This window comes from Streptomyces sp. NBC_00433 (genome assembly GCA_036015235.1).
In the GTDB taxonomy this organism is placed as follows: domain Bacteria; phylum Actinomycetota; class Actinomycetes; order Streptomycetales; family Streptomycetaceae; genus Actinacidiphila.
Map to the genome: position 1 here is coordinate 6,813,301 of CP107926.1, position 24,894 is coordinate 6,838,194.

The 24,894-nt window shown below is 71.9% G+C and carries 21 protein-coding genes, 1 other RNA gene and 1 pseudogene; 13 read left to right on the forward strand and 10 right to left on the reverse strand.

The genetic code is table 11. From position 1 onward, the window contains the following. Window positions 1-167: 167 nt before the first annotated feature. The 4 genes and pseudogenes from OG900_29060 to OG900_29075 all read left to right on the forward strand — a co-directional run bounded on the left by OG900_29060 (window position 168) and on the right by OG900_29075 (window position 3,609). Window positions 168-1,214, forward strand: coding sequence for an iron-siderophore ABC transporter substrate-binding protein (locus tag OG900_29060; GenBank protein ID WUH93767.1), 1,047 nt, complete (start codon window positions 168-170; stop codon window positions 1,212-1,214). 89 nt (window positions 1,215-1,303) lie between these two features. After that, the gene (locus OG900_29065) at window positions 1,304-2,176 is read left to right on the forward strand and encodes a Nif3-like dinuclear metal center hexameric protein (GenBank protein WUH93768.1); all 873 of its coding nucleotides are present in this window, start codon (window positions 1,304-1,306) and stop codon (window positions 2,174-2,176) included. Continuing rightward, window positions 2,173-2,913 (forward strand): C4-type zinc ribbon domain-containing protein, encoded by a 741-nt coding sequence (locus tag OG900_29070; protein WUH95971.1) that lies wholly within the window; start codon window positions 2,173-2,175, stop codon window positions 2,911-2,913. The genes OG900_29065 and OG900_29070 overlap by 4 nt, the downstream gene beginning before the upstream one ends. 96 nt (window positions 2,914-3,009) lie before the next feature. Then, window positions 3,010-3,609, forward strand: a pseudogene (locus tag OG900_29075) (histidine phosphatase family protein). On the opposite strand, the gene eda reads toward OG900_29075, so the two are convergent. Together eda and yaaA are read right to left on the reverse strand one after the other, a co-directional pair. Continuing rightward, a complete protein-coding gene (gene eda / locus OG900_29080) occupies window positions 3,584-4,216 on the reverse strand; it encodes a bifunctional 4-hydroxy-2-oxoglutarate aldolase/2-dehydro-3-deoxy-phosphogluconate aldolase (protein WUH93769.1) in 633 nt (210 codons plus the stop codon). The pseudogene OG900_29075 and the gene eda overlap by 26 nt on opposite strands. 637 nt (window positions 4,217-4,853) lie before the next feature. Continuing rightward, window positions 4,854-5,633, reverse strand: coding sequence for a peroxide stress protein YaaA (yaaA, locus tag OG900_29085; protein WUH93770.1), 780 nt, complete (start codon window positions 5,631-5,633; stop codon window positions 4,854-4,856). 190 nt (window positions 5,634-5,823) lie between these two features. Between yaaA and rnpB the strand changes: the two genes are divergently transcribed. Next, an RNA gene (gene rnpB, locus OG900_29090) (RNase P RNA component class A) lies at window positions 5,824-6,228 on the forward strand. A gap of 189 nt (window positions 6,229-6,417) precedes the next feature. Here the strand turns inward: rnpB and OG900_29095 are convergent. From OG900_29095 to OG900_29115, 5 genes are all read right to left on the reverse strand, one after another. Next, window positions 6,418-9,264: a tetratricopeptide repeat protein gene (locus OG900_29095; protein ID WUH93771.1), complete on the reverse strand. Its 2,847-nt coding sequence runs from the start codon at window positions 9,262-9,264 to the stop codon at window positions 6,418-6,420. Window positions 9,265-9,463: 199 nt separating this feature from the next. After that, window positions 9,464-10,039: an RICIN domain-containing protein gene (locus OG900_29100; GenBank protein ID WUH93772.1), complete on the reverse strand. Its 576-nt coding sequence runs from the start codon at window positions 10,037-10,039 to the stop codon at window positions 9,464-9,466. Between the two features lie 327 nt (window positions 10,040-10,366). Beyond that, window positions 10,367-10,477: a peptidoglycan-binding protein gene (locus OG900_29105; protein WUH95972.1), complete on the reverse strand. Its 111-nt coding sequence runs from the start codon at window positions 10,475-10,477 to the stop codon at window positions 10,367-10,369. Window positions 10,478-10,709: 232 nt separating this feature from the next. Continuing rightward, window positions 10,710-12,218 carry a cellulase family glycosylhydrolase gene (locus tag OG900_29110; GenBank protein WUH93773.1) on the reverse strand — a complete coding sequence of 503 codons (1,509 nt, stop codon included), beginning with the start codon at window positions 12,216-12,218 and terminating at the stop codon, window positions 10,710-10,712. A 93-nt stretch (window positions 12,219-12,311) separates the two neighbouring features. After that, window positions 12,312-12,602 (reverse strand): hypothetical protein, encoded by a 291-nt coding sequence (locus OG900_29115; protein WUH93774.1) that lies wholly within the window; start codon window positions 12,600-12,602, stop codon window positions 12,312-12,314. Window positions 12,603-12,606: 4 nt separating this feature from the next. Here OG900_29115 and OG900_29120 point away from each other — a divergent pair, with 4 nt between their 5' ends. Together OG900_29120 and OG900_29125 are read left to right on the forward strand one after the other, a co-directional pair. After that, complete coding sequence (locus OG900_29120; GenBank protein WUH93775.1) at window positions 12,607-13,389, forward strand: FadR family transcriptional regulator; 783 nt, start codon at window positions 12,607-12,609, stop codon at window positions 13,387-13,389. Window positions 13,390-13,744: 355 nt separating this feature from the next. Beyond that, window positions 13,745-15,778: a right-handed parallel beta-helix repeat-containing protein gene (locus OG900_29125; GenBank protein WUH93776.1), complete on the forward strand. Its 2,034-nt coding sequence runs from the start codon at window positions 13,745-13,747 to the stop codon at window positions 15,776-15,778. A gap of 248 nt (window positions 15,779-16,026) precedes the next feature. On the opposite strand, the gene OG900_29130 is transcribed toward OG900_29125, so the two are convergent. From OG900_29130 to OG900_29140, 3 genes are all read right to left on the reverse strand, one after another. Next, complete coding sequence (locus OG900_29130) at window positions 16,027-16,860, reverse strand: enoyl-CoA hydratase/isomerase family protein (protein WUH93777.1); 834 nt, start codon at window positions 16,858-16,860, stop codon at window positions 16,027-16,029. 189 nt (window positions 16,861-17,049) lie between these two features. Further along, a complete protein-coding gene (locus tag OG900_29135; GenBank protein ID WUH93778.1) occupies window positions 17,050-18,168 on the reverse strand; it encodes a serine/threonine-protein phosphatase in 1,119 nt (372 codons plus the stop codon). 159 nt (window positions 18,169-18,327) lie between these two features. Continuing rightward, a complete protein-coding gene (locus tag OG900_29140; protein WUH93779.1) occupies window positions 18,328-19,800 on the reverse strand; it encodes an MFS transporter in 1,473 nt (490 codons plus the stop codon). Between the two features lie 189 nt (window positions 19,801-19,989). On the opposite strand from OG900_29140, the gene OG900_29145 reads away from it, so the two are divergent. From OG900_29145 to OG900_29170, 6 genes are all read left to right on the forward strand, one after another. Next, window positions 19,990-20,637 (forward strand): TetR family transcriptional regulator, encoded by a 648-nt coding sequence (locus OG900_29145; protein ID WUH95973.1) that lies wholly within the window; start codon window positions 19,990-19,992, stop codon window positions 20,635-20,637. A gap of 354 nt (window positions 20,638-20,991) precedes the next feature. Beyond that, on the forward strand, window positions 20,992-21,285 hold the full coding sequence (locus OG900_29150; GenBank protein WUH93780.1) for a hypothetical protein: 294 nt from the start codon (window positions 20,992-20,994) through the stop codon (window positions 21,283-21,285). A gap of 95 nt (window positions 21,286-21,380) precedes the next feature. Further along, window positions 21,381-22,397 carry a LacI family DNA-binding transcriptional regulator gene (locus OG900_29155; protein ID WUH93781.1) on the forward strand — a complete coding sequence of 339 codons (1,017 nt, stop codon included), beginning with the start codon at window positions 21,381-21,383 and terminating at the stop codon, window positions 22,395-22,397. A 446-nt stretch (window positions 22,398-22,843) separates the two neighbouring features. Further along, a complete protein-coding gene (locus OG900_29160; GenBank protein WUH93782.1) occupies window positions 22,844-22,975 on the forward strand; it encodes a hypothetical protein in 132 nt (43 codons plus the stop codon). A 92-nt stretch (window positions 22,976-23,067) separates the two neighbouring features. Further along, window positions 23,068-24,417 carry a ricin-type beta-trefoil lectin domain protein gene (locus tag OG900_29165; GenBank protein ID WUH93783.1) on the forward strand — a complete coding sequence of 450 codons (1,350 nt, stop codon included), beginning with the start codon at window positions 23,068-23,070 and terminating at the stop codon, window positions 24,415-24,417. A gap of 142 nt (window positions 24,418-24,559) precedes the next feature. After that, a complete protein-coding gene (locus tag OG900_29170) occupies window positions 24,560-24,838 on the forward strand; it encodes an RICIN domain-containing protein (GenBank protein ID WUH93784.1) in 279 nt (92 codons plus the stop codon). The last annotated feature ends 56 nt before the right edge of the window (window positions 24,839-24,894 follow it).

Below are 24,894 nucleotides of genomic sequence, written 5' to 3' on the forward strand. Positions count from 1 at the left end.
TCACACGTAAGGGTGTCGGTTCACGCGATTTCGCCGCGTGGACGCGGCGGCTGTGCTCCGGGAGAGGGGCTGCGGTGCTCCCGCGGGAGGGGGTGGAGCGGGCCGTTCCGAACGGTCAGGTTAGGCTCACCTAAGAAATTGCTGAGAACTGCTCCAGGAGTGCCCCCATGTCTGTTCGGCGCCGCCACACCGCCGTCGTCGCCCTCGCCCTCGCCGCCGGCCTGTCCCTCGCCGCCTGCGGAGGCTCCTCCGGCGGATCGGCGGACGGCGGCGGCACCGCGGCCAAGGGCAAGGACAAGCAGTCCGTCGCCAAGGGCGGCAAGGACTTCGGGTCGGCGGCCGACAAGACCGCCGCGATGGGCACCGACGCCCAGCCCGGCCAGTGGCCGCGCACCGTCACCCACGCCATGGGCACCACCGTGATCAAGGCCCGGCCCACCCGCGTCGTCGTCCTCGACGTCGGCGAGCTCGACAACGTCGTCTCGCTCGGCGTCAAGCCGGTCGGCTACGCGCCCAGCGAGGGTTCGCCCGAGCTGCCCTCGTACCTGAAGAAGGACGGCGGGCAGCCGAAGAGCGTCGGCACCATCAACAGCCTCAACCTGGAGGCCATCGCGGGCCTCCACCCCGACCTCATCCTCGGCAGCCAGCTGCGCGCGGCCCCGCAGTACGCGGCGCTCAGCAAGATCGCGCCGACCGTCTTCTCGATCCGCCCCGGCTTCACGTGGAAGCAGAACTACCTGCTCAACGCGGCCGCCCTGGACAAGACCGCCGAGGCGAAGGCGAAGCTCGCCGACTACGACAACCGCATCAAGGCGCTCGACTCGGCGCTGGGCGCGCACAAGCCCGTCGTGTCGATGGTCCGCTACATGCAGGACGGCAAGACCCGGCTCTACGGCAACGCCTCCTTCATCGGCACGATCCTCAAGGACGCCGGCATCCCGCGGCCCAAGATCCAGGACATCGACGACCTCGCGGCGGAAATCTCGGCCGAGAACATCGACAAGGCCGACGGCGACTACATCTTCACCGGCGTCTACGGCGACCCCGGCACCACGGACAAGGCCCGCGCCCAGTCCAACCCGCTGTGGAAGAACCTCCGCGCGGTCAAGGCCGGCCACGCCTTCGACGTCCCCGACGAGACCTGGTACCTGGGCCTCGGCGTCACCGCCGCCGACCAGGTCGTCGCGGACCTGACCCACTACCTGGCGGGCTGAACCCCCCGCGGCGGCGGGCGGGGTCCTTGCGGGGCGCGGGCGCCCGCCCGCCGGGGCAGGCCGGGCGGCAACCCGGGTAACCTTCATACGTGCCCCGCCTCTCCGACGTCACCGCCGCCCTCGACGCCCTCTGGCCCCCGGCACTGGCCGAGAGCTGGGACGCCGTCGGACTGGTGTGCGGCGACCCGGCGGCGCAGGTCAGCCGGATCGTCTTCGCCGTCGACCCCGTCCAGGAGGTCGTGGACGAGGCTGTCGCGGCCGGCGCCGACCTGCTGGTCACCCACCACCCGCTGTATCTGCGCGGCACCACGACCGTCGCCCCGGTCGGCCCGGCCGGCTTCAAGGGCCGGGTCGTCCACGACCTGATCCGCGGCGGCACCGCCCTCTACGTCGCGCACACCAACGCCGACCGCGCCGACCCCGGCGTCTCCGACGCGCTCGCCGCCGCCGTGGGCCTGCGGGTCACCGGCCCGCTGGTGCCCGACCCCGACGACCCCGAGGGCCGCTGCGGCCTGGGCAGGATCGGTACGCTCGACGTCCCGCTGAGCCTGGCCGAATTCGCCGGGCAGGCCGCCCGCGGACTGCCCGGCACCGCGACCGGCCTGCGTATCGCCGGCGACCCGGCGGCCCCGATCCGTACCGTCGCCGTGTGCGGCGGCTCCGGCGACGGCCTCTTCGCACAGGTGCGGGCCGCCGGCGTGGACGCGTACCTGACCGCCGACCTGCGCCACCACCCCGCCTCCGAGGCCCGCCAGGCCGGATCGCCCGCGCTGCTCGACGCCGCCCACTGGGCCACCGAGTGGCCGTGGTGCCCGCAGGCCGCCCGCGAGGTCGACGCGCTCGCCGAGCGGTACGGCTGGGCGCTGAGCACCCAGGTCTCGTACGCCGTCACCGACCCGTGGACGGCGCACGCACCCTCCGCTTCTTCCGTCCCTTCCAGCAGCCCAGGAGCCCCCCGCTGAACGCCGAGCCCGCCGACCAGATCCGCCTCCTCGAAGTCCAGGCACTCGACGCGCGCATCGCGCAGCTGGACCACAAGCGCAGGACCCTTCCCGAGCACACCGAGCTGGAGCGCCTCGGCGCCGACCTCGCCCAGCTGCGCGACCTGCTGGTCGCCGCGCAGACCGAGGAGAGCGACACCGCGCGCGAGCAGACCAAGGCCGAGCAGGACGTCGACCAGGTGCGCCAGCGCGCCGCGCGCGACCAGCAGCGGCTCGACTCCGGCGCGGCCGGCCCCAGGGACCTGGAGAACCTGCAGCGCGAACTCGCCTCGCTCGCCAAGCGGCAGTCCGACCTGGAGGACGTCGTCCTCGACGTCATGGAGCGCCGCGAGGCCGCCCAGGAGCGGGCCGCCGAGCTGACCGGCCGCGTCGAGTCGGTGCAGGCCAAGACCGCGGAGGCCGAGGCCCGCAAGTCCGCGGCCCTGGAAGGCATCGACGCGGAGGGCTTCACCGCGGCCAAGGAGCGCGAGATCCTCGCCTCCACCGTGCCCGCCGACCTGACCAAGCTCTACGACAAGCTCCGCTCCCAGCAGGGCGGCGTCGGCGCCGCCCGGCTCTACCAGAAGCGCTGCGAGGGCTGCCGCCTCGAACTGAACATCACCGAGCTGAACGAGCTGCGGGCGGCCCCCGCCAACCAGGTCGTGCGCTGCGAGAACTGCAGCCGGATCCTGATCCGCACGGCCGACTCCGGGCTGTAGGCCGCGGTGGACGAGACTGTCCCGGCCGCGGTGGGCGAGACCGCCCCGGCCGTGGTGGAGGAGGACGTCCCGGTCGCCGTGGACGAGACCGTCCTGCTGCTGCTGCGGCACGGCGAGACCGCGCACACCGCCGAGCGGCGTTTCTCCGGCAGCGGCGGGGCCGATCCGGCGCTGTCGGAGCGCGGCCTCGCGCAGGCGGCGCGGGCCGCGCGGGCCCCAGCCCTCGACGCGGTGCAGGCCGTCGTCAGCTCGCCGCTGACCCGCTGCCGGCAGACCGCGCAGGCGGCCGCCGACCGGCTCGGGCTGCCGGTCACTGTCGCCGACGGCCTGCGAGAGACCGCCTTCGGCGCATGGGAAGGCCTGACCTTCTGCGAGATTCGCTCGCGCTACCCGGCCGAGGTGGACGCCTGGTTCGCCGCACCGTCCGCCGCGCCCCCCGGCGGGGAGAGCTTCGACGACGTCACCGCCAGGGTGACCCGCACCCGCGACGACCTGCTGGCCGCACACCGCGGCCGCACGATCCTGCTGGTCAGCCACGTCACCCCGGTCAAGACCCTGCTGCGCCTCGCGCTGGGCGCCCCGCACGAGGCCGTCTTCCGCATGGACCTCGACCCGGCGTCACTGTCTGCGGTGGCCTACTACGCCGACGGCAACTCCTCCGTACGCTTCCTCAACGCCACCGCGCACCTGGCCTGAGCGCCGCCGCCTCCTTGGCGAGCGCGGTCACGCCCTCCCAGTCCCGGGCCGCGAGCAACTCCTTCGGGACCATCCAACTCCCGCCCACACACGCCACGTTCGGCAGCGCCAGATACCGCGGCGCCTTCGCCGCGTCGATCCCGCCGGTCGGACAGAACCGCGCCCTGGGCAGCGGCGAGGCCAGCGACCGCAGGAACGGTACGCCGCCGGCGGCCTCCGCGGGGAAGAACTTCATGTCGGTGACGCCGCGTTCGAGCAGGTCCAGCACCTCGGACGCCGTCGAGACGCCGGGCAGATACGGCAGCCCCGTCCCGCACATCGCGTCGAGCAGCCGCTCCGTCCACCCCGGACTGACCAGGAACCGCGCCCCCGCGGCCGCGGCCGCCGTCGCGTGATCCGGCGTCAGCACGGTCCCGGCCCCCACGACCGCGTCCGGCACCTCGTGCGCCACCACCTGGATCGCCTCCAGCGCGGCCGGCGTCCGCAACGTGATCTCGATGCCCCCGAGCCCTCCCGCGAGCAGTGCCCGCGCGAGCGGCACGGCGTCGTCGGCGTCCTCCACGACGACGACGGGTATCACGCAAGCCAGCCCGAGCACTCTGTCCATGCGCTCATCCTCTCCCCCCGGACCACCCTCTGCAGCGCCCGTTGCATCCTCCGCAACCACCCCTTGCGGGGGCGCTGTTTCCGCCCCGACCCGCGGCCCGGTGATGGGTCCCGCGCGCAGTTCCCCGCGCCCCTGGGCGGGTGCCTCGTTCTGTTGCGTTCACAGTTGCGGCCTGTGGGGCCGGGGCGCGCAGTTCTCCCCCAGCGCTTCGCCTGGGGGTGCCCCCACGCGCCCCTGAAAATCGCTCACCCCCCGCCCGGAGGGCAGGGCCCCTGGCAGGGGCCAATGCTGGGCGTAGGAGGACGCAGGCCACAAGGGGCGCGGGGAACTGCGCGCCCCGCCGAAGAGGCGGGAAAGGAGGCAACGCCGCAGCAAGGGGCACCCACCCAGGGGCGCGTGGGGACACCCCCAGGCGAAGCGCTGGGGGAGAACGGAGCGACCAGCCCCCACGCAGCGGCACCGTGGAGCCTGTCACAGCACCCCGCAGGGGGTGGCGGGGAACTGCGCGACAAGCCACAACCGCGGCCGCAGGCAAGCAACGCACCGCAAGGGGCAGGAGCTCAGGGGCGCGGGGAACTGCGCGACAAGCCACAGTGGACCTCGACCGTGGAGCCCCGAAAAGCAACCCCGCAGGGGCTTAGTGGAGGTCCCGCACCAGTACGTCCAGGCGGCCCCCGTCCGCCTCCACGGTGAAACCGAGGTCCCTGAGGTCGGCGGCCAGCGCCGAAGGGGTCCGGGGGCCCGCCCCGGACGAGAGGAGCGCCCGCACCAACCGACCCTTCGTGGCCTTGTTGAAGTGCGACACGACACTCCTCCGCTCGACGCCGTCGACAACGGAAACCTGGAGCACCCGCACGGTCGCCGTCCGCGCGGCCACCTCGCCCCGGGGCCGCCAGGCCCCGGCGTAGACGGAGGAGCGCAGGTCGAGCACGAGGCCGCCGCCCGCCACGTCCGGCAGGACCCGGTCCAGGTGCGGCTTCCAGTACGCGGCGAGCCCGCCGACGCCGGGCAGGCGTACGGCCATCGAGCAGCGGTACGCCGGGATGCGGTCCGCGAGCCGTACCGCCCCCCAGAGCCCGGAGAAGACCAGCAGCGACTTCGAGGCCCGCCGCTTGGCCGCGGCGTCGAGCGTGGCGAGGCCGAGCGCGTCGTAGAGGACGCCGGTGTAGAGCCGCCCGGCGGGCATCGCGGGGGCGGTGCGCAGGCCGGCGTTCCTGGCGACCTCGCCGCGCAGCCCGGGGCTCAGCCCGAGGACGTCGGCCGCCTTGTCCACGTCGGCGGCGCACAGGTCGACCAGCTCGTCGAGTACCGCCGCGCGCGCCGCGCCCAGGCCGGGCAGCGACAGCCCGTCGAGCGCGACCGGCCGCCCGCGTACGGCGGTGGCCTTGCCTTCTGACGGCGGCAGCAGGACGAGCACGGCGTTTCTCCCTCACGGCGGACCCCGGGGCCCGAGCGGATGCGTACGGACGTGTCGACAAGCGTACGGACCCCGCGGGTGCCGGCGTACGGATAGCCGGGCGTACGGACGCGCCCCTCACAGCCCCCGGCCCGAGCGCCGGTGTGCTCTCCGCCCCGGGCTGATCCACTACGATGGCCAGTACGGCAGACGAGCCGGGCGGACGGCCGCGTCAGGACCCTCAAGGTCCTGCCGAGGAAGGTCCGGGCTCCACAGGGCAGGGTGATGGCTAACGGCCACCCGGGGTGACCCGCGGGACAGTGCCACAGAAAACAGACCGCCGGGGACCTCGGTCCCCGGTAAGGGTGAAACGGTGGTGTAAGAGACCACCAGTGCCCAGGGTGACCTGGGCAGCTAGGTAAACCCCACCCGGAGCAAGGTCAAGAGGGCGTCGTAGCGATACGCCGCCCGCGCGGACGTTCGAGGGCTGCCCGCCCGAGTCCGCGGGTAGACCGCACGAGGCTGTCGGCAACGGCAGCCCTAGATGGATGGCCGTCACCCGGTGTGCCGCGAGGCACCCGGGGTACAGAACCCGGCCTACAGCCCAACTCGTCTGCCGCCCCCTCCCTGACCTGGGTTTATGCCCTGTTCGGGGCGTCCGAGCGGCGGGTCGGATTGCCCGTTTGTTCCCGGCATTTCCCGGGAGTTCCCGCGCGGTTGTGCACGGGATGTGCACTGGGAGGGGACGCTTTTCCCACTGCGGACGGCGCCCTGGAGCCGGTAGGCGGGCGGTGTGGGGGAAGGGTCAGTCCGCGCGCGGGGCCGCGAGGCCGCGCAGGCGGGCGTGGACGCGGTCGGCGTCCAGCCGCATGCTGAGCCGCCGGTAGATATCCAGCGCCTGGCGCAGATGCGGGGTGCCGCCGGCGGGGTCGCCGGAGGCGAGGTGCCACTCGCCGATGCCTTCGAGGGAGACGGCCTCGTCGTCGGTCTTGCCCAGCTCGCGGTGCACGGCCAGGGCCCGGCGGTAGAGGGCGAGCGCGCGGGCGCGTTCGCCGGTGGCGAGGAGCAGCGCGGCGTAGTGGTTGAGCGCCCAGGCCTCGTCGCCGGGGTGGCCGAGGTCCTGGTACAGCCGTACGGCCGTGGTGAGGGCCTCGGCGGCGCCGGGGTGGTCCCCGGCCAGCCGCCGCACCACCCCCAGTTCGGCCAGGGCGAGGGCCTGGCCGTGGCGGTGGCCCAGGTCCCCGTAGAGCTTCAGGGCCGTGGTGAGGGCGTCGGCGGCGGCCGGATGGTCCCCGGCCAGGCGGCGTACCACCCCCAGGTCGGTCAGCGAGGTCGCCTCGCCCTGGCGGTTGCCGAGGTCGCGGTAGAGGTCCAGGGCCTGCGCGAGGGCGGCGGCGGCCTCGGGAAGGCGGCCGAGGAAGGAGTGCACGCGCCCCGACTCGGACAGGGCGGTGGCCTGGCCCTGGCTGTTGCCGAGGTCGCGGTAGAGCCGCAGGGCCTGCGTGAACGCGTCGCCGGCGTGGGTGAACTCCCCGGTCAGGTAGCGCACCCGCCCCAGCTCGGCCAGCGCGGTGGCCTGGCCGTGCCGGTTGCCGAGGTCGCGGTAGAGGCCGAGGGCGAGCGTGAGCGCGTCGTCGGCTCCGGCGAAGTCGCCGGTCAGGTGCTGTACGCGCGCGAGTTCGGCCAGTGCGCCCGCTTGGCCCAGGCACTCGCCGATGTCGCGGTAGAGCCGCACGGCACGGTTCAGGGCGTCGGTCGCGCCGGGGGCGTCGCCGGTCAGGCGCCGCGTCCGGCCGAGATCGGTCAGGGCCCGCGCCCTGCCGCGGCCGTCGCCGGGATGGCCGGCGGCCTTCTCGTGCATGTCGAGCGCGCGGCTCCACGGCCCGTCCGCCACCATGATCTGGGCCAGGCCCGCGGCCAGCGCCACGGTGCGCGCACCGGTGCCGCGGCGGTGCGCGTACTCGAAGGCGGCCTCCAGGTTGGCGCGTTCGGCGCGCAGCCAGGCCCGCGCGCTCTGCTCGTCCGCAAGGGCGGGTGCGTGGCCGGGCGGCGCGGTGCCGGTGGGCCCCGGCCGGGGGACGCGGTCGATGAGGACGCCCGCGCGCTGCGCGGTGTGCTGGTAGTAGTCGAGCAGCCGGCCCCGGGCGGCTTCCCTCTGCTCCCGCGGGTCGTCTGCCGCCAGCGTCCGCGCGTGCGCCCGGATCAGGTCGTGGACGTGGTAGCGGCCCGGGGACGCCCCGAGCAGCAGGCTGTGCGCGGACAGGTGCTGCACCAGCAGGTCTGCCTCGTCCACGTCGGCGTCCAGCAGGGCGGCGGCCGCGTAGGCGTCGATCTCCGAGCCCGGCAGCAGGCCCAGGCGGCGGAAGAGCAGCCGCTGGCGCGGGGACAGCTCCCGGTAGGACAGGTCGAACACCGCGGCGAGGCTGCGGGTCTCGTCCGTGAAGCCGGCCAGCTCGTCCCCGGGCCTGCGGGCGGCGAGCCGGTCGAGCAACCGTTGCAGCGTCCAGGCCCGCCCGCCGGTGCGCAGCAGGGCGGCGGCGATCAGCAGGGCCAGGGGCAGGCGGCCGCACAGCTCGGCGGCCCGCTGCCACAGGGGCTCGTCCTCGGGAGCCGAGTCGAACCGGGCGGCCTGGCGCAGCAGGGCCACCGCCGCGCCGGCCGGGAGCACGTCCAGCGGCAACGGCAGGGCGTCGTCGAGCGACGTCAGGCGCCGGCGGCTGGTGATCAGTACCAGGCACCCGCCGGTGGCGGGCAGCAGCGGCCGTACCTGCGCCTCGTCGGCGGCGTTGTCCAGCACCAGCAGCGTGTGGGTGCCCGAGAGACGGTCGCGGTAGAGCGCCCCCCGGGCGTCGGGGTCCGCGGGGATCCGCTGGAGCGGGACGCCGAGTCCGCAGAGCAGGGTGGCCAGCGCGTCACCCGGTTCGCGCGGAGCCTTGCCCTGGGTGAAGCCGTACAGGTCGAGGAAGAGCTGTCCGTCCGGGAAGCGCTCGGCCAGCCGGTGGGCGGCGTGGACGGCCAGCGCGCTCTTACCCACGCCGCCCATGCCGTCGATCGCGGAGATCACCACGGCGCCCGGCACGTCCCGGGCCGCGGTGTTCCCTGCGAGTGCGAGCAGGCTCGCGAGTTCTCCGTCCCGGCCGGTGAACAGGGCCGTGTCGGGGGGCAGTTGGCGCGGTCCCGAATATGCGGGGCGCTCCCGCGCGCCCGCCGGGGCGGGGGCGGGGCCGGGGGCGGGAACGGTGCCGGAGGCGGGAGCGGAGTCGCCGGCGGGCGGTTCGGGGCGGCGGGCCGGGCGGGATCTGGCCCTGCGCTGGTTCTCCTCGAGCCGGTCGCGGGCGTCCGCCAGCGCGCCGCGCTCGGCCGGACGCGCGCCGAGCACCTCGACGAGGGCGTCGAACCGGTCGGTGGGCGGCAGGGTGCGGCCGGTGAAGTACTCCGCGATCGCGGCCTGGGACCATCCGGTCCTGCCCGCCAACTCCCGGTAGGTCAGCGGGCTGTCGCGCCGCTCGCGCGCGTGCCGGCGTCGCAGGTCCCGTAACAGCGCGGCCAGATCCTCCAGCGTCTGGGCCCCGGCCGCCGCCTCGCCCGCCGACGTGGTGGCGCGGCCCGGCGAACCGGGCTGGGCTAAGTGGGGCGTCCCACCGGGTTCCATCGCCGCGTCCTCTCGATGTGGCTCAGGACTCGCATACGGTGCAGGGGAGGAAGGCTAACAGCAGCCCGCTGCCGCCGACAGACGGCCGCGGGCCGAACGCCTCGGCAGAGCCGGGAAGTTGGGGCCGGGCGCGGAGCGAGGCCACCCGCCGGTCGCCGGGTGGCCTCGCTCAATACAGGTCAGAACGCCCCGCGAATCCTCAGTAGGGGCGCCACATGAACTCGCCGCTCGCCGCGCAGGTCCACTGGATGACCCAGGCGCCTTTGTTCGTGCGGGCGCCGCCGACGGCCACGCACTTGCCGCTGTTGACGTTCACGAGCTCGTACGCGCCCGGGTAGCTGGAGAACTCCGGTACCAGGGTGAAGAGTTGATCCGGGGTGTTGGCGCAGTTGTAGACGAAGACGGTGGCGCTGTCCGCGGTGGACCCGCCCGCGATGGACAGGCACTGGTTGTTGTGCAGATCGATCAGCTCGTACTGCCCGTTGCCGTTGCTCGCGGCCTCCCAGAAAACGGTGTTGTCGTCGTCGCAGCCCTCCTGGCGGGCCGCGCCGCGCGATTTCGGGTCGTAGGCCAGGCACAGACCGCTGTTGACGTTGGTGAACCGGATGGTCGGGTTGCCGATGGGGTCGGTCGCCGGGGCGTTCCGGGTGGCCTTCTGCCCGCCTGCGGCGGCGTTCGCCGGCGACCCGGTCACGGTGAGGGCCAGGGCCGAGGCGACGGCCAGGACCACGCCGAAGCGGGCCAGGCCGCGTCGACGTCGGGGTTCGATGCGCACTCCAACTCCTCTGCTGTGGGCTGTCTCCCTGGAACAGGACCCGCGCCCGCGCGCCGGCGACGAGAAGGGCCACGTCGACGGCGACGGCGATACGGCGGGCCCGGCTCGCGTACGGGACCTGCGCCGCTCATCGTCGCCGCCGCACACCGGCCCCGCCCGCGATCCCGTCCACCGGCAGGCACCGCCGGAATCCGGCATACAACGGCCGCTCCAGTTCGGCCGGTTCCCACAGCGCTACCAGGCGTCCCGATGGCTGTCCTGCCATCGTGCACAGCGTCTCGGCCGGCGGGGTGCACGCGGGCGTGCCGGACGGGGGCGCGGCGCCCGTCATCTCCGCGGTGCCTGCCAGGTCTGTGGGCCCACGACGCCGTCGGGCGCCACGCCGGCCTCCTGCTGCGGGCGCGTGACGGCCCGTGTGGTCCTGGGGCCCGATGACACCGTCGACGCCGCCCGCACCAACGGCCCGCACCCGCCGACGAGGTCGGTGAACCGGTTCGCCGTCAGCGGGTTGCCGGCATCGTCCTCGCTCGCTCGCTCGCTCGCGGGTGCGGTGCAGGGCGCGGCCGCCGTCTGCCTCCCGGCCGCGGGCGGCGGCGGGGAGGGGCAGGCCACCGCCCCGGGGCGTGCCCTCTGGGGCGCCCCGGGGCGGTGGCTCAGGAAAAGCGGTGGTTCAGGGGTTCTGCGTGAGCAGATGCGCCTTGTAGCCCTCCCCGTACGTGCTGGTCGGCGTGCCGTTCCAGTCGGTGATCAGCACGTTGCCCTGGCTGCAGCCCCAGGGATTCCAGGTCCAGGCGGTGTAGCCGACGCCGTTCTTGTCCGCCCAGGCCGTGACCTGGTCGACGTAGTCATGGGCGCAGCTGTTCTGCCCGATCTCGCCGGCCTGCACGGGCGTCTTCGCGGCGACGGCACCGATCTGGCTGTCCCAGCAGGACGCCGTGACGCAGGCGTTGAAGTTGTACGAGTGCCACGAGGCCATCAGGTTGCCGGTCGGGTCGGACGGCTTGTAGGCGAGCCACTGGCTCAGGTCGTTCGTCCAGGTCAGGCCGCCGGTCATGATGACGTTGGTGGCGCCGGTGGCGCGTACCGCGTTGACCAGGGTCTGCATACCGGCCACCTTGTAGTCGATGCCGGTGCAGGTGCCGCCGTCGCGCAGGCAGGTCCACGCCTTCGTCGCGTCCGCCCAGTTGTTCGCCGCGTCCGGGTAGGGCTCGTTGAACAGGTCGAAGACGACCGCGTTGTCGCCCTTGAAGGTGTTGGCGACCTGGGTCCAGAACGTGGGGGTGTACTGGGCGTCGGGCATTGGCTTCTGGCAGGTGGCCTTGACGTCGGAGCAGCCCGCCCCCGAGCCGCCGTACTGGCCGTAAGTCCAGTGCAGATCGAGGATGACGTTGATGCCGTTGGCGACCAGGAGGTCGGCGTAGTCCTTGACCGCCTTCTGGTACGCCGCCCCGCTGGTGGCGCCCGCGGGTACGTCGGCGGTGCCGAGCCAGCACTCCTCGTTCAGCGGGATCCGTACGGTGTGGATGTTCCACGAGGTCATCGCGGTGACCGTCGCCTGGTCGGCCGGCCCGTCCCACATCCCCTTGCCCTGGAAGCAGGAGTACTCACCACCCGAGCGATTCACGCCCAGCATGCGGTAGGTGGCACCGGAGGCGGTGGCCAGGTGGTTGCCGGCCACGTGCAGCGCGGGGGCGGGGCCGTTCGCGGGCGGGGTCGTGGGAGGCGTCGTGGGAGGTGTGGTGGGGGGCGTCGTGGTCACCGTGCCGGTGCAGACCGTGCCGTTGAGCGTGAAGGAACCGGGCACCGGGTTGGTGCCGCTCCACGCGCCGTTGAAGCCGATCGAGGTGGAGGCGTTGGTCGCCAGCGAGCCGTTCCAGCTCAAGCTGGCCGCCGTCACGCTCTTGCCGGACTGGGTCCACGTGGCGTTCCAGCCCTGCGTGACCGACTGGCCGGCCGCCGGGAAGTCGAAGCCGAGAGTCCAACTGGTGACCGGTGCGCCCAGGTTGGTGATCGACACGTTGGCGCCGAAGCCGCCGGTCCACTGGCTCTGCACGGTGTACGTCACCGTACATCCGCTGCCTGCGGCGGAGGCGGTGCCCGGCAGCACGGCCGCGGTCAGCCCGGCTGCCGCGACCATCCCGGCGGCGCTCGCGGCCGCCAGAATCCTGCGTCTGAACATGGAGGTGTCTCCGATTCGTGGGGGGATCGTGTGAGTCAGCGTTGGTGACTTAACCGCGTAAGTCAATGCCTTGCCCGCACCGGCTTTCAGGCCCTACCGGCAGAATTCAACTGTTCCGTCGTACTGGCTGTGCGGGCGTGCGGCGGGCTGATTCGAGATCAGATGCAGCGGGAATCGGTCCGACAGATCGCCACGAAGCCACTCGGCTGGTTCGAACCATGTCGGATGCCCTGCGCAGTCGTCGTAGCAGAACGAGTCGATCTCCTCGGAGAGGATTTCGATCCGGCCCGACGGCGTCGCCAGGGGGAACCGCTGCCGCAACAGCGGCAGGGCCGGCATTGGGCTGCCGGACGGCGACCGGGGATCAGTGAGCGATAAGGTCATACGTATGGCGTCCCAGTCGCAGCCTCCAAACCGTCTGTTTCCGCCGCGCTTGCCCGCCGGCCGCTTGGGTGTTGCGGTTGTCGCCGAACTCGTCGACCTCATCGTGACGGGCCAGTTGAAGGAAGGCGCGTTGCTGCCTCCTGAGGGTCCGCTGAGCGAGCACTTCGGCGTGAGTCGCACGGTGCTGCGGGAATCGGTGAAGCGGCTTGAGGAGAAGGGCCTGGTGATCGTTTCCCAGGGGCGTGGCACCCAGGTGCGGGCACCGGGCTTCTGGAACATGCTCGATCCGGTGGTGCTGTCGGCGTTGATCGACAACGATGCGACGCTCGGTGTCCTCGACGAGCTGACGATCGTGCGGGCAAGCCTTGAGTCGGCGATGGCGGGCGCGGTTGCCGCTGGTCGCGGCACAGATGGGTTGCGGAGGCTGGAGAACGCGTTGACCGCGATGCGTGAAAGCGAGTCCGAAACGGACTCCTTCCGGCAGGCGGATGTGATGTTCCACTACGCGCTCATGGAGATCTCGGGCAACAGGCTGGCGGAGAACATCGCCAAGCATCTGTACAAGCGAGCTGTGGATTCCAACCGATACCAGGGCATCGAGCCCCCTGACGCGGTTTCACTGACCCTGGAGGAACACGCGGCGATCGTCGATGCCATTTCACGGAAGGACGTCGCCGCGGCCCAAAGAGCGATGCATGACCACATCCACATCTCGTGGGAGCGTCGTCGGCTGCCCGACCACGCGCCACAGGTCGGCGGGCGCGCGCTCGATCAGGAGAGCGAGTAGCCGTCGGCGGCGTCGCCGTCCGAACGCATGCCCGCGTTCGGCGGCGAAAGGCCCGTCGAGCCGGGCTTCCGGAGCGGGCTTCCGGAGTGCCACTCCCCGCCTGGCTCGGCCGACGGCCCGGTCTGAGCGGTGGGGCGGGCGCTCAGGACCGAAGGTCCAGGGCGATCGAACGCCCAGATGGTCGAGGGGCTCGCCCCGGACCCGATCGGGACGATCTGGTTCCCCAGGGCTTCACGTCATACGTCACACGTATCTTGTCGCAAACATCATACGTATGCTAACTCTGTGGTGGGCATCAATGCCCCATCACAGGAAGCAATCGAACATGACATCGACGTCAGACTCGACACGCTTGGTGAGTAAGCGATGGAGGCGCAGGATCGGCGCCGTCGCGGCGCTCGGCGCCTCCGCCGTCATCGCGTCAGCGCTCATTCCCCTGCAGGCGCAAGCCGCGCCCCGGACGGAGTACTTCGCAGCCCCGGACGGCAAGGGCTCCGGACACTGCAGCCAGGCGCAGCCGTGCTCGCTCGAGCGGGCTCAGCACGTTGTCGGCCCGGCCACCAAGCACGGTGACGTGACCGTTCAGCTCGCCGACGGCACCTACCGCCTTTCCGAGCCCCTGCGGTTCGGACCCGGTGACGGCGGCGGCGACCACACCGTCCAGTGGACCGCCGCCCCGGGCGCCCACCCCATCGTCACCGGCGCCTCGAAGGTCACCGGCTGGTCCAAGTCCGCGGCGGGGTCGGGCATCTGGGAGGCGCACACCCCCACCGGCCTCGACACCCGCCAGCTCTACGTGAACGGCGTGATCGCCCCTCGCGCCGCCATCCGCCTGGCCAACGCGGACGTCGCTCCCACCGCGACCGGTCTCACCATCAAGAACCCGGCCCTGAGCTATCTCGCCACGCTCCCGGACCAGGGGCGCATCGAGTTCGAGTCCCTCGGCGACTTCACGAACCGCTACTCGCCGGTCCAGAGCATCAGTGCCGCCGAGATCACGATGGCGCAGCCGGCCTGGGACAACAACACCTGGGGCTGGGACACCGTCCAGAAGTCGTTCCTGGCGGGTCCGAGCTGGTACCTCGACAACTCACTGAGCTTCCTCACCCAGGTCGGCCAGTGGTACATAGATCCGGGCGCCGGGAAGCTCTACTACAAGCCGGCGGACGGGGTCGACCCCAACCGGCTCGACGTTGAGCTGCCCCGCCTGCAGACGCTGGTCAGCATCGGCGGGACGTACGACAAGCCGGTGACCGGCCTTGCCTTCAAGGGCATCCAGTTCTCCGGAACCTCCTGGCTCGGCCCCTCGACCGACGGGTACGCCGACCAGCAGAACGGCCTCTTCATCAAGGGCACCTACGACTACCGCCCCGCCGACGCCTTCACCAGTTGCTCGCGCGGCTGCGAGATGTTCGAACGAGCGCGCACCGACTGGTACCAGGAGCCCGCCGCCGTGCAGGTCTCCGCCGCCAGCCGCATCTCCTTCACCGGAAACACGTTCACCAACCTCGGCCAGTCGGCGTTGGGCGTAGGGAACGACGCCAACGCCACGGTGACCGGCGTCGGGCTGGGTGCCAGCGACATCGAGGTGATCGGCAACCGGTTCACGGAGGACAGCGGGCACGGCGTCGCGGTCGGCGGCGTACTGCCCGACGCGCACCACCCCAGCGACCCCAGGATGACGAACCGGAACATCCTGATCACCGACAACACGGTCAATCGCGTGGCGGTGGACTACAAGGACAACAGCGGCATCCTCAGCACCTATGTCACGGGTTCCCGCATCCTGCACAACGAGGTCTCCAACGTCCCCTACGACGGCATCGACACCGGCTACGGCTGGGGCATCAACGACGCCGGGGGGTCGAACGACTACGTCGACCGCGGTTACTACAAGTGGAACACGCTGTACACGACGCCGACCACGCTCAAGGACAACCGCGTCGAGGGCAACCTCGTGCACAACACGAAGGGGAGCTTCGCCGACGGTGGATCGGTCTACAACCTCTCCGCGAGCCCGGGAAGCGTGGTGGCCGGGAACTACCTGTTCAACATCTCAGGGGTCGGCCTCTACCTCGACGAGGGCTCGCGCTCGATGACCTATGAGAACAACGTGGTCCAGGGCGGCTCCTTCCTCTTCACCAACGCGTACAGCCTCCGCAACAACACCAGCGACAACATCATCCAGAACAACTGGTACAACTCGGGCGGAGCCTCGACGCCGAACGCCGCGGCGCACAACAACCAGCTCATCAACAACGTGAAGGTCACCGGCACCGACTGGCCCGCGGGCGCACGAGACGTGATCTGCCGGGCGGGTGTCGCGCCGCAGTACCGGACCTCGCTCAACGCGAACCAGTTCGGCTTCAGCGGGTGCCCGGTCAGTTGACCGGCCGCGCCCGGCCTGCTTCCGGAGGTACGGCTCCCAACCCGTAATTCGGCCAGCGCGCCGGTGGACTCGGGATCGCGGCGGCGGGCGCACGAGAGTGACCCGCCGTCGGCTCCGGCCGTGCGGGGCGTTCGTTCCCACGTTCGCCCCGCACGGCCTTCTGCCACGGTGCGGTGGGCCGCGTTCCATCCGGCCGCCGGGGCGACACCTTCATCGGCCCGGGCGCCCAGCCGTCCGGTGTGAGGACTTCACAGCGGGTCTTCTTCCGGCTGGCGTCCGAGGTGGTAACCCAGGCGCATTTCGTAGTCGCCCGGCTGGTTGCGTCCGGCCGCTTCCGCGGCGGGCAGCCTGCGCTTGCTTCCCGGCCAGCCGAAGGACGAGAGGTAGATGTCGTAGGAGGACTTCAGGTCGTCCGCGGACGGGAGGGTGTACCTGTTGACCTGTTGTTTCACCGCGGTGATCGATTCCTTGTCGAACGAGGCGATGCGCCGGGCGAGGTTGTCGACGAGGGTGTCGAGTTCGCTGTCGGGGACCGCGCGGTTGACCCATCCGTACCGTTCGGCCAGATCGCCCGGGTAGTCGTCGCCGGAGAGGGCGACCTCCAGGGCGCGTGCGCGGCCGAGCAGCAGTGGGAGGTGCTCAAGGCTTCCGCCGCCGGGCAGGTTGCCGTTGGCGGTTTCGGGCTGGCCGAACAGTGCCGTCGCGCTGGCGTAGCGCATGTCCATCGCTTGGGTCAGTTCGCTGCCCACGCCTCTGACCCGCCCCCGGATCTTCGCGATCGAGACGACAGGCAGGCGGGACAGGCGTGTGCCGGCGTCGATCAGCAGCGGGTAGCCGCTCGCCCCGGTTTCCTTCGGCGTCTCGGCGACCCGGGAGGTGTCGTAGTGGTTCAGAAAGTAGTCCGGGTTCGCCGACTCGAACACGACGACGCGGAGCTCCGAGGCACCCTCCATCTGGTCGATCAGCTGCGGCAGGTCGGTGAGCATCTCCGGCGAGACCAGGTTGATGGGCGGGCTGTCGAAGGTGACCCGCCACAGCCTCCTGGTCTCGACCGCTACGGAAAAATGCGTCCACGATGTCACGGAGGCGTCTCCTTGCTTGCCTGATGCCGCGGGCCCGCGGCCGCTTCGCCGTCCGCCCCGCGAGCCCGGGATTCGCCCGGCCGCGGGGCATTCGTCCACTATGCCGACCGCGGAACGCAAAACACCTCGGCGAAACTCACCAGGCGTCCGGGCATGTCCCGTGTTCCGCCGCCCGGCGGGCGCACCTTCTCAGAGGCCCGAGCGTCGCCGGGCGACGACGACGGCGATGTCGTCGTCGAGTTCGCCGTCGCTGTAGGCGATCAGGTCGCGGTGGAGGTGTTTCAGGAGCTGGCGGGGCGTCTCGCCGCTCCAGGGGCGGACGCGTTCGGCCAGGGGGTAGAAGGCGCCGGAGCGGTCGCGGGTCTCGGTGACCCCGTCGGTGTACAGCAGGAGCTGGTCTCCTGGGTGGAAGGGGGTGACGTCGATCTGGAAGTCGTCGCTCACCAGCATGCCCAGGTTGAGCGGCGGCGAGGGAGCGCCCGCCGGCAGTTCCCGGACCTCGCCGCGGTGCAGCAGAAGGGGAGGCGGGTGGCCGCAGGTGACGGTCCGGACGACCGGTTCGTGGTCCGGGATCTCGGCGAGCAGGGTGGTGATGAAACGCTCGGCGATCTCCGAGCCCACGACTCCCGGGTGCTGGGAGGCATGGCGGCTGATGCTCGTTTCCAGGCGGCGCGCGAGGTCGGACAGGTCGGGCGCCTCGTGGGCGGCTTCGCGGAAGGCGCCGAGCAGTGTCGCGGCAGCCTGGATCGCGGGCAGGCCCTTGCCGCGTACGTCGCCGATGATCAGCCGTACGCTGTGCGGCGTACGGACTGCCTCGTACAGGTCGCCGCCCATCCGGGCTTCCGCCGCGGCGGCCAGGTACATGCTCTCGAGTGTGACGTGCCCGACGTGGCGGGGGAGCGGATGCAGCACGGCCAACTGGACGGTCTCGGCCACTGACCGGACTTGGACCAGCTGATAGGCGCGTCGGGCGAGCAGGCGGTTGAGGAAGACGGCGAACACCGCGTTCACCATGAGGGTGGCCAGCTCGGAGTACGCGGTCGCGTCCTGCAGCGCGTCGAAGTGCACCATCAGGCCGAGAAAGATGGCGCACGCGCCCACCCCGGTGAGCACGGTTCCCCACAGGGACAGGAGCGCGGCAGCGGTGACCATGGCCGTGGCGAGGAAGGCGATCGGCCTGACTTTGCTGGGTGTCAGGAGGCCGATGAGCAGGCCGATGAGCAGAAGCAGAGGAGGCAGTACAGGCAGCAGCCTCTCCTGTGCGGCAGCCCTGCGCGGGACTCCGCCTTCGTCGGAAAGCCTCGCCACCGTGCCGCTCCCCGTGATCGCGGCAGCCCAGATCCGGACCCTGGGCCACCGATTTGGGCAACTGTATAGCTGTTCGCCCGAAATACGATGAACGATCGGTGGTGGCGCGCGGGTGTCACCACGGTGCGGACGGTGAGGCGTTCTGGTCGGTGCCTGCCGTCAGGCGGGCTCCGCCGTCGCCGGTTCCTCCACCGTGCGGGAGTCGGTCAGGCTCAGCGCGCCGCGGGTGGCGATCAGGCCGACGGCGACGGCGAGCACCGCGTACGTGATCCGCTCGCCGTGGAAGAAGGAAGCGACCAGGTCGGTGCTCCAGGTGCCGGCCGGGAGCCGGGTGGTGACCAGCGCGGCGATCAGGGTGCCGACGACGGCCGTGCCGACGCTGGAGCCGACCTCCTGGGCGGTGTCGTTGAGGGCCGCGCCGATGGACGTGCGGTTGGCCGGCATCGCGTCGACGAGGGCGACCGCGCAGATCGTCATGACGGTGCGCAGGCCCACCGTCATGAGCACCATGCAGACGGCGATGGCCGCGTATCCGTGGTCGACGCCCCAGGAGAGGCCGGCCAGCGAGCCCGCCAGGCAGGCCGCGCCGACCAGGCAGGCCATGCGGTGGCCGAAGCGGCGGGCGAGCCACTCGGACAGGGGGGTCGCGGCGACCATCGTCACGATGATCGGCAGGTTGGCCAGGCCGGCGCGTACCGGGCTCCACCCGTAGGCGTACTGGAAGTGCAGGATCAGCCCGAACATCACGCTGGCCATCGCGATGGACGTGCCGATCTGCGCGACGGCCGCGCCGCGGACGGTGCCGTTGGAGAAGAGCTTCAGGTCCAGCATCGGCGCCGCGCTGCGCCGCTCGTGCCGGACGAAGGCGACGGCGGCCGCGACGGCGCCCACGATCGAGGCGAGGGTGGCGGGGGAGAGCCAGCCGCGGTCGACGCCGCTGGTCAGCGAGTAGCAGGCGAGTCCGATGGCGGTGACGCTCAGGGCGGCGCCCGGCAGGTCGAGCGGGTCGTCGGTCAGGTCCTCCTTGCGGTCGGCCGGGACGCCGAGCCGGACGCCGACGCACGCGAGCGCCGCGATCGGGGCGTTGACGACCAGCAGCCACTCCCACCGCACGTGGGCCAGCGCGGTGCCGCCGAGCAGCGGCCCGAGGACGAAGCCGGACATGCCGACGACGATCATCACCGTCATGGCGCGCATCCGCAGCGCCTTGTCGTCGAAGAGGCGGAAGACCAGGGAGTTCGTGATCGGGGCCATCGCCGCGGCGGCGACGCCGAGCGCGGCCCGCAGGGCGATGAGCTCGCCGGCCGTGGTGACGAGGACGACGCACAGGCTCAGCGAGCCGAACACGGCGAGCCCGACCAGCAGCACTCTTCGGCGGCCGAGCCGGTCGGCCATCGACCCGGCGGTGAGCAGCAGGCCGCCGAAGGTGAGCGAGTACGCCCCGGTGACCCACTGCAGCGCGGTCGTGCCGCTGCCGAGGTCGCGGCCGATGGTGGGCAGCGCGATCGACAGCAGCGTGTTGTCGATCATCTCGACGAAGAAGGCCAGGCAGAGGGCTGCCAGGGGAATCCACGCCGCGCGCAGGGACGGGTAGGTGCGTGACGGGGTCTGAAGCGTGGCGGTGGCAGTCATGGCGGTCCTCCGATCGATCGAACGTCGTTCGGCTATCGAACACCGTACGATGCGCTACGATAGAACAACGTTCGATGCAGTGCAAGACGCGAGGGGACGTGACCCATGGCACGCCTGCAGGACAGCCGTACGGGCGAGCAACGCCGGCGGGCTTCGCACGCGGAGGGGCGCCGACGCGCTTCGCACTCGATGGAGTCCGTGCTCACCGAGGCGGTGGCCCTGCTCGACGAGGCCGGGCCGTCCGCGCTGACCTTCCGGGCGCTCGCCCAGCGCCTCGGCGGCGGCGTCGCCAGCATCTACTGGTACGTCGCGAACAAGGAGGAGCTGCTCGACCGCGCCACCGACCACGCGATCGGCGCGGCGCTGGCCGCTGTCGAAGCGCTCCCGGGCAGCGACGACCCGATCGACGACCTTCGCGCGATGGCCCTGACGCTCTTCGACGCGATCGTGGACCGGCCGTGGCTCGGCCCCTACTTCATGCGCAACACCGACATCCAGACCAATTCCCTGCGCCTGTACGAGACGCTCGGCCGGCAGACCCTCCGGCTCGATCTCACCGCGCGCCAGCGATTCCACGCCGTGTCCGCGATCGTCGGGGTCGTCGTCGGCACCGCCGTCGACATGGGGCAGGAGCCGCCCCAGGAGATCCTCGACGGCGCCGTGGACCGCGACGAATTCCTCGGCCGCTACGCCCAGGCCTGGCGGGAGCTCGACCCCCAGGACTTCCCGTTCGTGCACGAGATCGTCGACGAGTTCGACGGCCACGACGACGCCGACCAGTTCCGCTCCGCGCTGGAGCTGACCCTGGCGGGCCTGCGCCTGCAAGCCGGCGCCTGACGGCCCGGCGCTCGCAGTCCGGCCGGCCCGGGTCCCCCGTCGCTGAGCCCTGCCCGCCCCCGGACCGCCAGGCTCGTGCCACTCCCATTGTGCTCACTTTGTACATAAGTCTCCCGGGACGGACGGTGCGGGCCACCTCTGCTCGAAAGCTCTTTCAAAATGTCCTCAACGGCGGACAGCGGCCTTGATCTAGGCCTAGAGCCAGCTGAATATGTGGGCTGCGCGAAAGGGGACGCCGCCGCCTGCCGCACGCCGAGCAACCGGCGACCCCTGACCGCGCCCGACGATGAGCGCGGCCGCGACCGGCGCAACGCCACGGGGCGACATGGCACCATCACATTTCCGGAGGCATATGTGTTGGCCATACCCACGCTCCGACGCCGGACGCAGTTGCTGCTCGCGTTGGCGATCGCGGTGCCGGTCTTCGGTACGACGGCGTGGGCCGCCCCCGGCGCGCGGGTCGCGGTCGGCACGGTGCCGACGGCCGCCGACTACCCGGTCCTCGGCTCCTCCGGCGACATCACCGGTGACGGCGTCCCCGACCTGTGGGGCCGCGCCTGCGACGACACCGTGACCGGCTGGCCCGGCGTGTCCGACGGCGCCGGCTGGACGGGTGCGGGTGCCGCCTTCACCATCGCCGGCGCGTGACGGACGGGCCCTTCGCGGCACCGCGTCGAGCGGCGCCCCGAAGGGCCCGGTGCCCGGCCTAGACTGTGCGGCCATGAGGCGGAGCTCTGTGACGATTGGGTAGGCGGCCGGGGGCGCGGGTCACGATCCGGGCCATCGCCGACGAGGCCGGGGTCTCGATCGCCACCGTCTCGCGGGTCATCAACGGGCGGGCCCCGGTGGCTCCCGCGACGCAGGAGATGGTCCGTCAGGCCGCCGAGCGGCTGGGCGGGGCGTCCGGCGGGATCGGCCCGACCGCCGGGCACCCGGTGCTCGTGTACTGCCCTTACGTCCTGACCGACTACTTCGGCACGATCGTGACCTCCGTCGTGGAGACCCTCGCGCTGCACGGGCGGCGGGCGGTCGTGCAGGCGGGGGAGACCGCGCAGGGCCAGACGTCCACGCTGCTCGCCCTGCCAGGGCAGCCGGGGATAGCGGGCGCCGTCCTCGTCCTGCCGCCCAGTTCGAGCGAGGACATCCAGGCGCTGCACGCGCAGCGCTACCCGCTGGTGGTGATCGACCCCCGGGTCGAGCTGCCCGAGGACGTGGCGTCGGTGTCGGCGGCCCACGCGGCCGGCGCGCGCCGGATCACCGGCCACCTGATCTCCCTCGGCCACCGGCGCATCGGCTTCGTCGGCGGGCCCGTCGACTGGCTGGCCAGCCGCAGCCGGTTCGTCGGCCACGCCTCGGCCCTCGCGGAGATCGGCCTTCTCACGGAGCCCGGTCTGGTGCGCAATGTCGAGGAGCCCACCGCTGAACTGGGCTACCGCGCCGCGCTGTCGCTGCTGGAGCAGGCGGAACCGCCCACCGCGGTGGTCGCCTTCAACGACAAGACCGCGGCGGGCGCGCTGCGCGCGGCCCGTGACAAGGGCCTGCGGGTCCCGGAGGACCTGTCGGTCACCGGCTTCGACGACAGCGAACTGGCAGAGAGCACCACACCGATGCTCACCACGGCCCGGCAACCGCTTGAGGAGATGGGCCGCATGGCGGTGTCGCTGCTGATGCGCCTGGTGGCGGGCCACGCGGTCGACACCCTGCACGTCGAACTCGCCACCCCGCTGGTCGTCCGGGGGTCGACGGCGCGCGTCGGCTGAGACCCCGGAGACACGCGGGCCCGAGCGCTGCCCGGCCATGACGCGTTTGAAAACTTCCGCTCCTGAGCGGCGCTGAGCGCCGAGTCGTACGGACGAGTGCTGCCGGAGATCCCGCCGTCGCGTTCACCAAGTGCACGCATATGCGACCCCGCCGTACAGGAAGGACCGCCGGCGTCCCGGCGTGCCGCCCCCGACCTGTCGACCTTCCTCATCCGCTGACCTGGCAGGACGTCAAGCGGCCGCTCTTTCCTTTGACACGGGGGGTTGACGGGGCTGACCTCGCGTTCTAACTTCACGACTTGTTATAAGTCTGAAACGAACACGTCATGCGGCCACAGCAAATCGCTCAAGGCCGAGAGGCGGGCCGAGCCGTACGAAGACCGCCGGTCCGGCGCTGCACCCCCCCACACGCACGACCCGCAGCTGTTCCCCAGGAGGAACGCCACATGACCCGACCCCGTATCAGCGCGGCGAACGGCCCGCACCACCCGACCTCGGGCAGCACCGCCGTCCACGGCCGCGGCGGCAAGGGCGCCGACGCCGCCGGCGCGGCCGACCAGGCCTGGACGCTCTCCTGACCTGACACCCCCGAACACCCGGTGTGCGGCCACGGCGGTGGCCGCACACCGGGCGCCGACCCGTCCGTCCCCCCACCCGTACGGAGTTCCCCATGCGTCTCACACACGCCATCGCCTCGCTCTCCACCCTCGCGCTCGCCTCCGCGGCGGCACTCGTGGGCGCCGCGTCCGAAGCCCACGCGGCAACAGCGCTGCCCGCCCACTTCGCCGCCCCCTACCTGCAGATCGACAGCGGCACCGCCAACGACATGGCCGCGGACATGAACGCGACCGGCCTGAAGTTCTACACGCTGGCCTTCCTCATCCCCAGGTCCGGCTGCACACCGCAGTGGGAGGCCAGCGGCGACTCGGTCGGCGCCTACGCCTCCCAGATCAACGCGGTCAAGTCGGCGGGCGGCACCGTCATCGTGTCCTTCGGCGGAGCCGAGGGCGGCGAACTCGCCCAGAGCTGCACCTCGGTGTCATCCCTGACGGCCGCCTACGCCAACGTCGTCAACACCTACGGGATCACCCGCCTCGACTTCGACATCGAAGGCGGCACCCTCGGCGACACCGCCGCCAACCAGCGCCGCAACCAGGCCCTTGCGGCACTCCAGGCGCAGAACCCGGCGGTCCAGGTGGCCTACACCCTGGCCGTCGACCCCGGCGGCCTGCCCTCCCAGGAATACAACGTCCTCAGTGACGCCAAGAGCAAAGGCGTGAACGTCAGCGCCGTCAACCTGATGACCATGGACTTCGGCGACGGCCAGAACGCGCTCAACGACGCCGAGTCGGCCGCCCGCGCCACCGCGAGCCAGCTCGCGGGTCTGTACGGCATCTCCACCTCGGCCGCCTACGGACGTATCGGACTGACCCCGATCGCCGGCCAGAACGACGACAACGAGTACTTCTCGCAGTCCGACGCGCAGACCCTGGAGACCTTCGCCGCCGCCAACGGCGTGCAGGAGCTGTCCTTCTGGGAGGTGGACTACTACGACAAGGCCACCGGCTACGCCTACTCGCGCATCTTCAACCAGCTCACCGGGGGCAGCACCGGCGGCGGTGGCGGCGGGACCGGCAAGACCGGCCAGATCACCGGCTACGGCGGCAAGTGCGTGGACGTGGCGGCCGCGAACAGCGCCAACGGGACGGCCGTCCAGCTCTACGACTGCAACGGCAGCGGCGCACAGCAGTGGACGGTGGGCACCGACGGAACGGTGCGCGCCCTGGGCAAGTGCCTGGACGTGGCGTCCGCGGGCACGGCCGACGGCAGCAAGGTGCAGCTCTACGACTGCAACGGCACGGCGGCCCAGGCCTGGCAGCACCAGTCCAACGGCGAGCTGGTGAACACCGGTTCGGGCAAGTGCCTGGACGCCACCGGCAACAGCTCGGCCAACGGCACCCGGCTGCAGATATGGACCTGCTTCGGCAGCGCCAACCAGCAGTGGACGCTGCCCAGTTGATCCACCGGGCCGACGTGCCCCGCCGCCCCTTCCCGCCACCGGACACGCACGCGCCTCCCCCGCGGCGGCCGGACCCTCGTCGCCGTCGCCGCGGTGGCGGCCGGCGCGCTGCTCGCCCCGGGCGCGCCGGCGGCCGCCGGTCGTGGTCAACCAGACCGCGGCCGGCCGGCCCTTCACGCTACGGGCCGGCGGGACGGGCGTGGGCAACGGCGCGAAGATCCAGCTGTGGGCCTACGGCGGCGGCTCCAACCAGCAGTGGAAGCCGGTCGCCGCGGCCAACGGGACGTACACGCCGAGCCCGCGGAGCAATACCGGCGAGTGCCTGGACGTCACCGACACCTCCACCGCAGACGGCGCCCGCCTACAGCAGTGGTCCTGCACCGGCGGTTCCGCCCAGGCCTTCACCATCACCGCGCAGTAGCCGCGTTCCGCGCGATCTCCGTGGGCGGCCGGGACCGCCGGCCGGCCACGGAGATG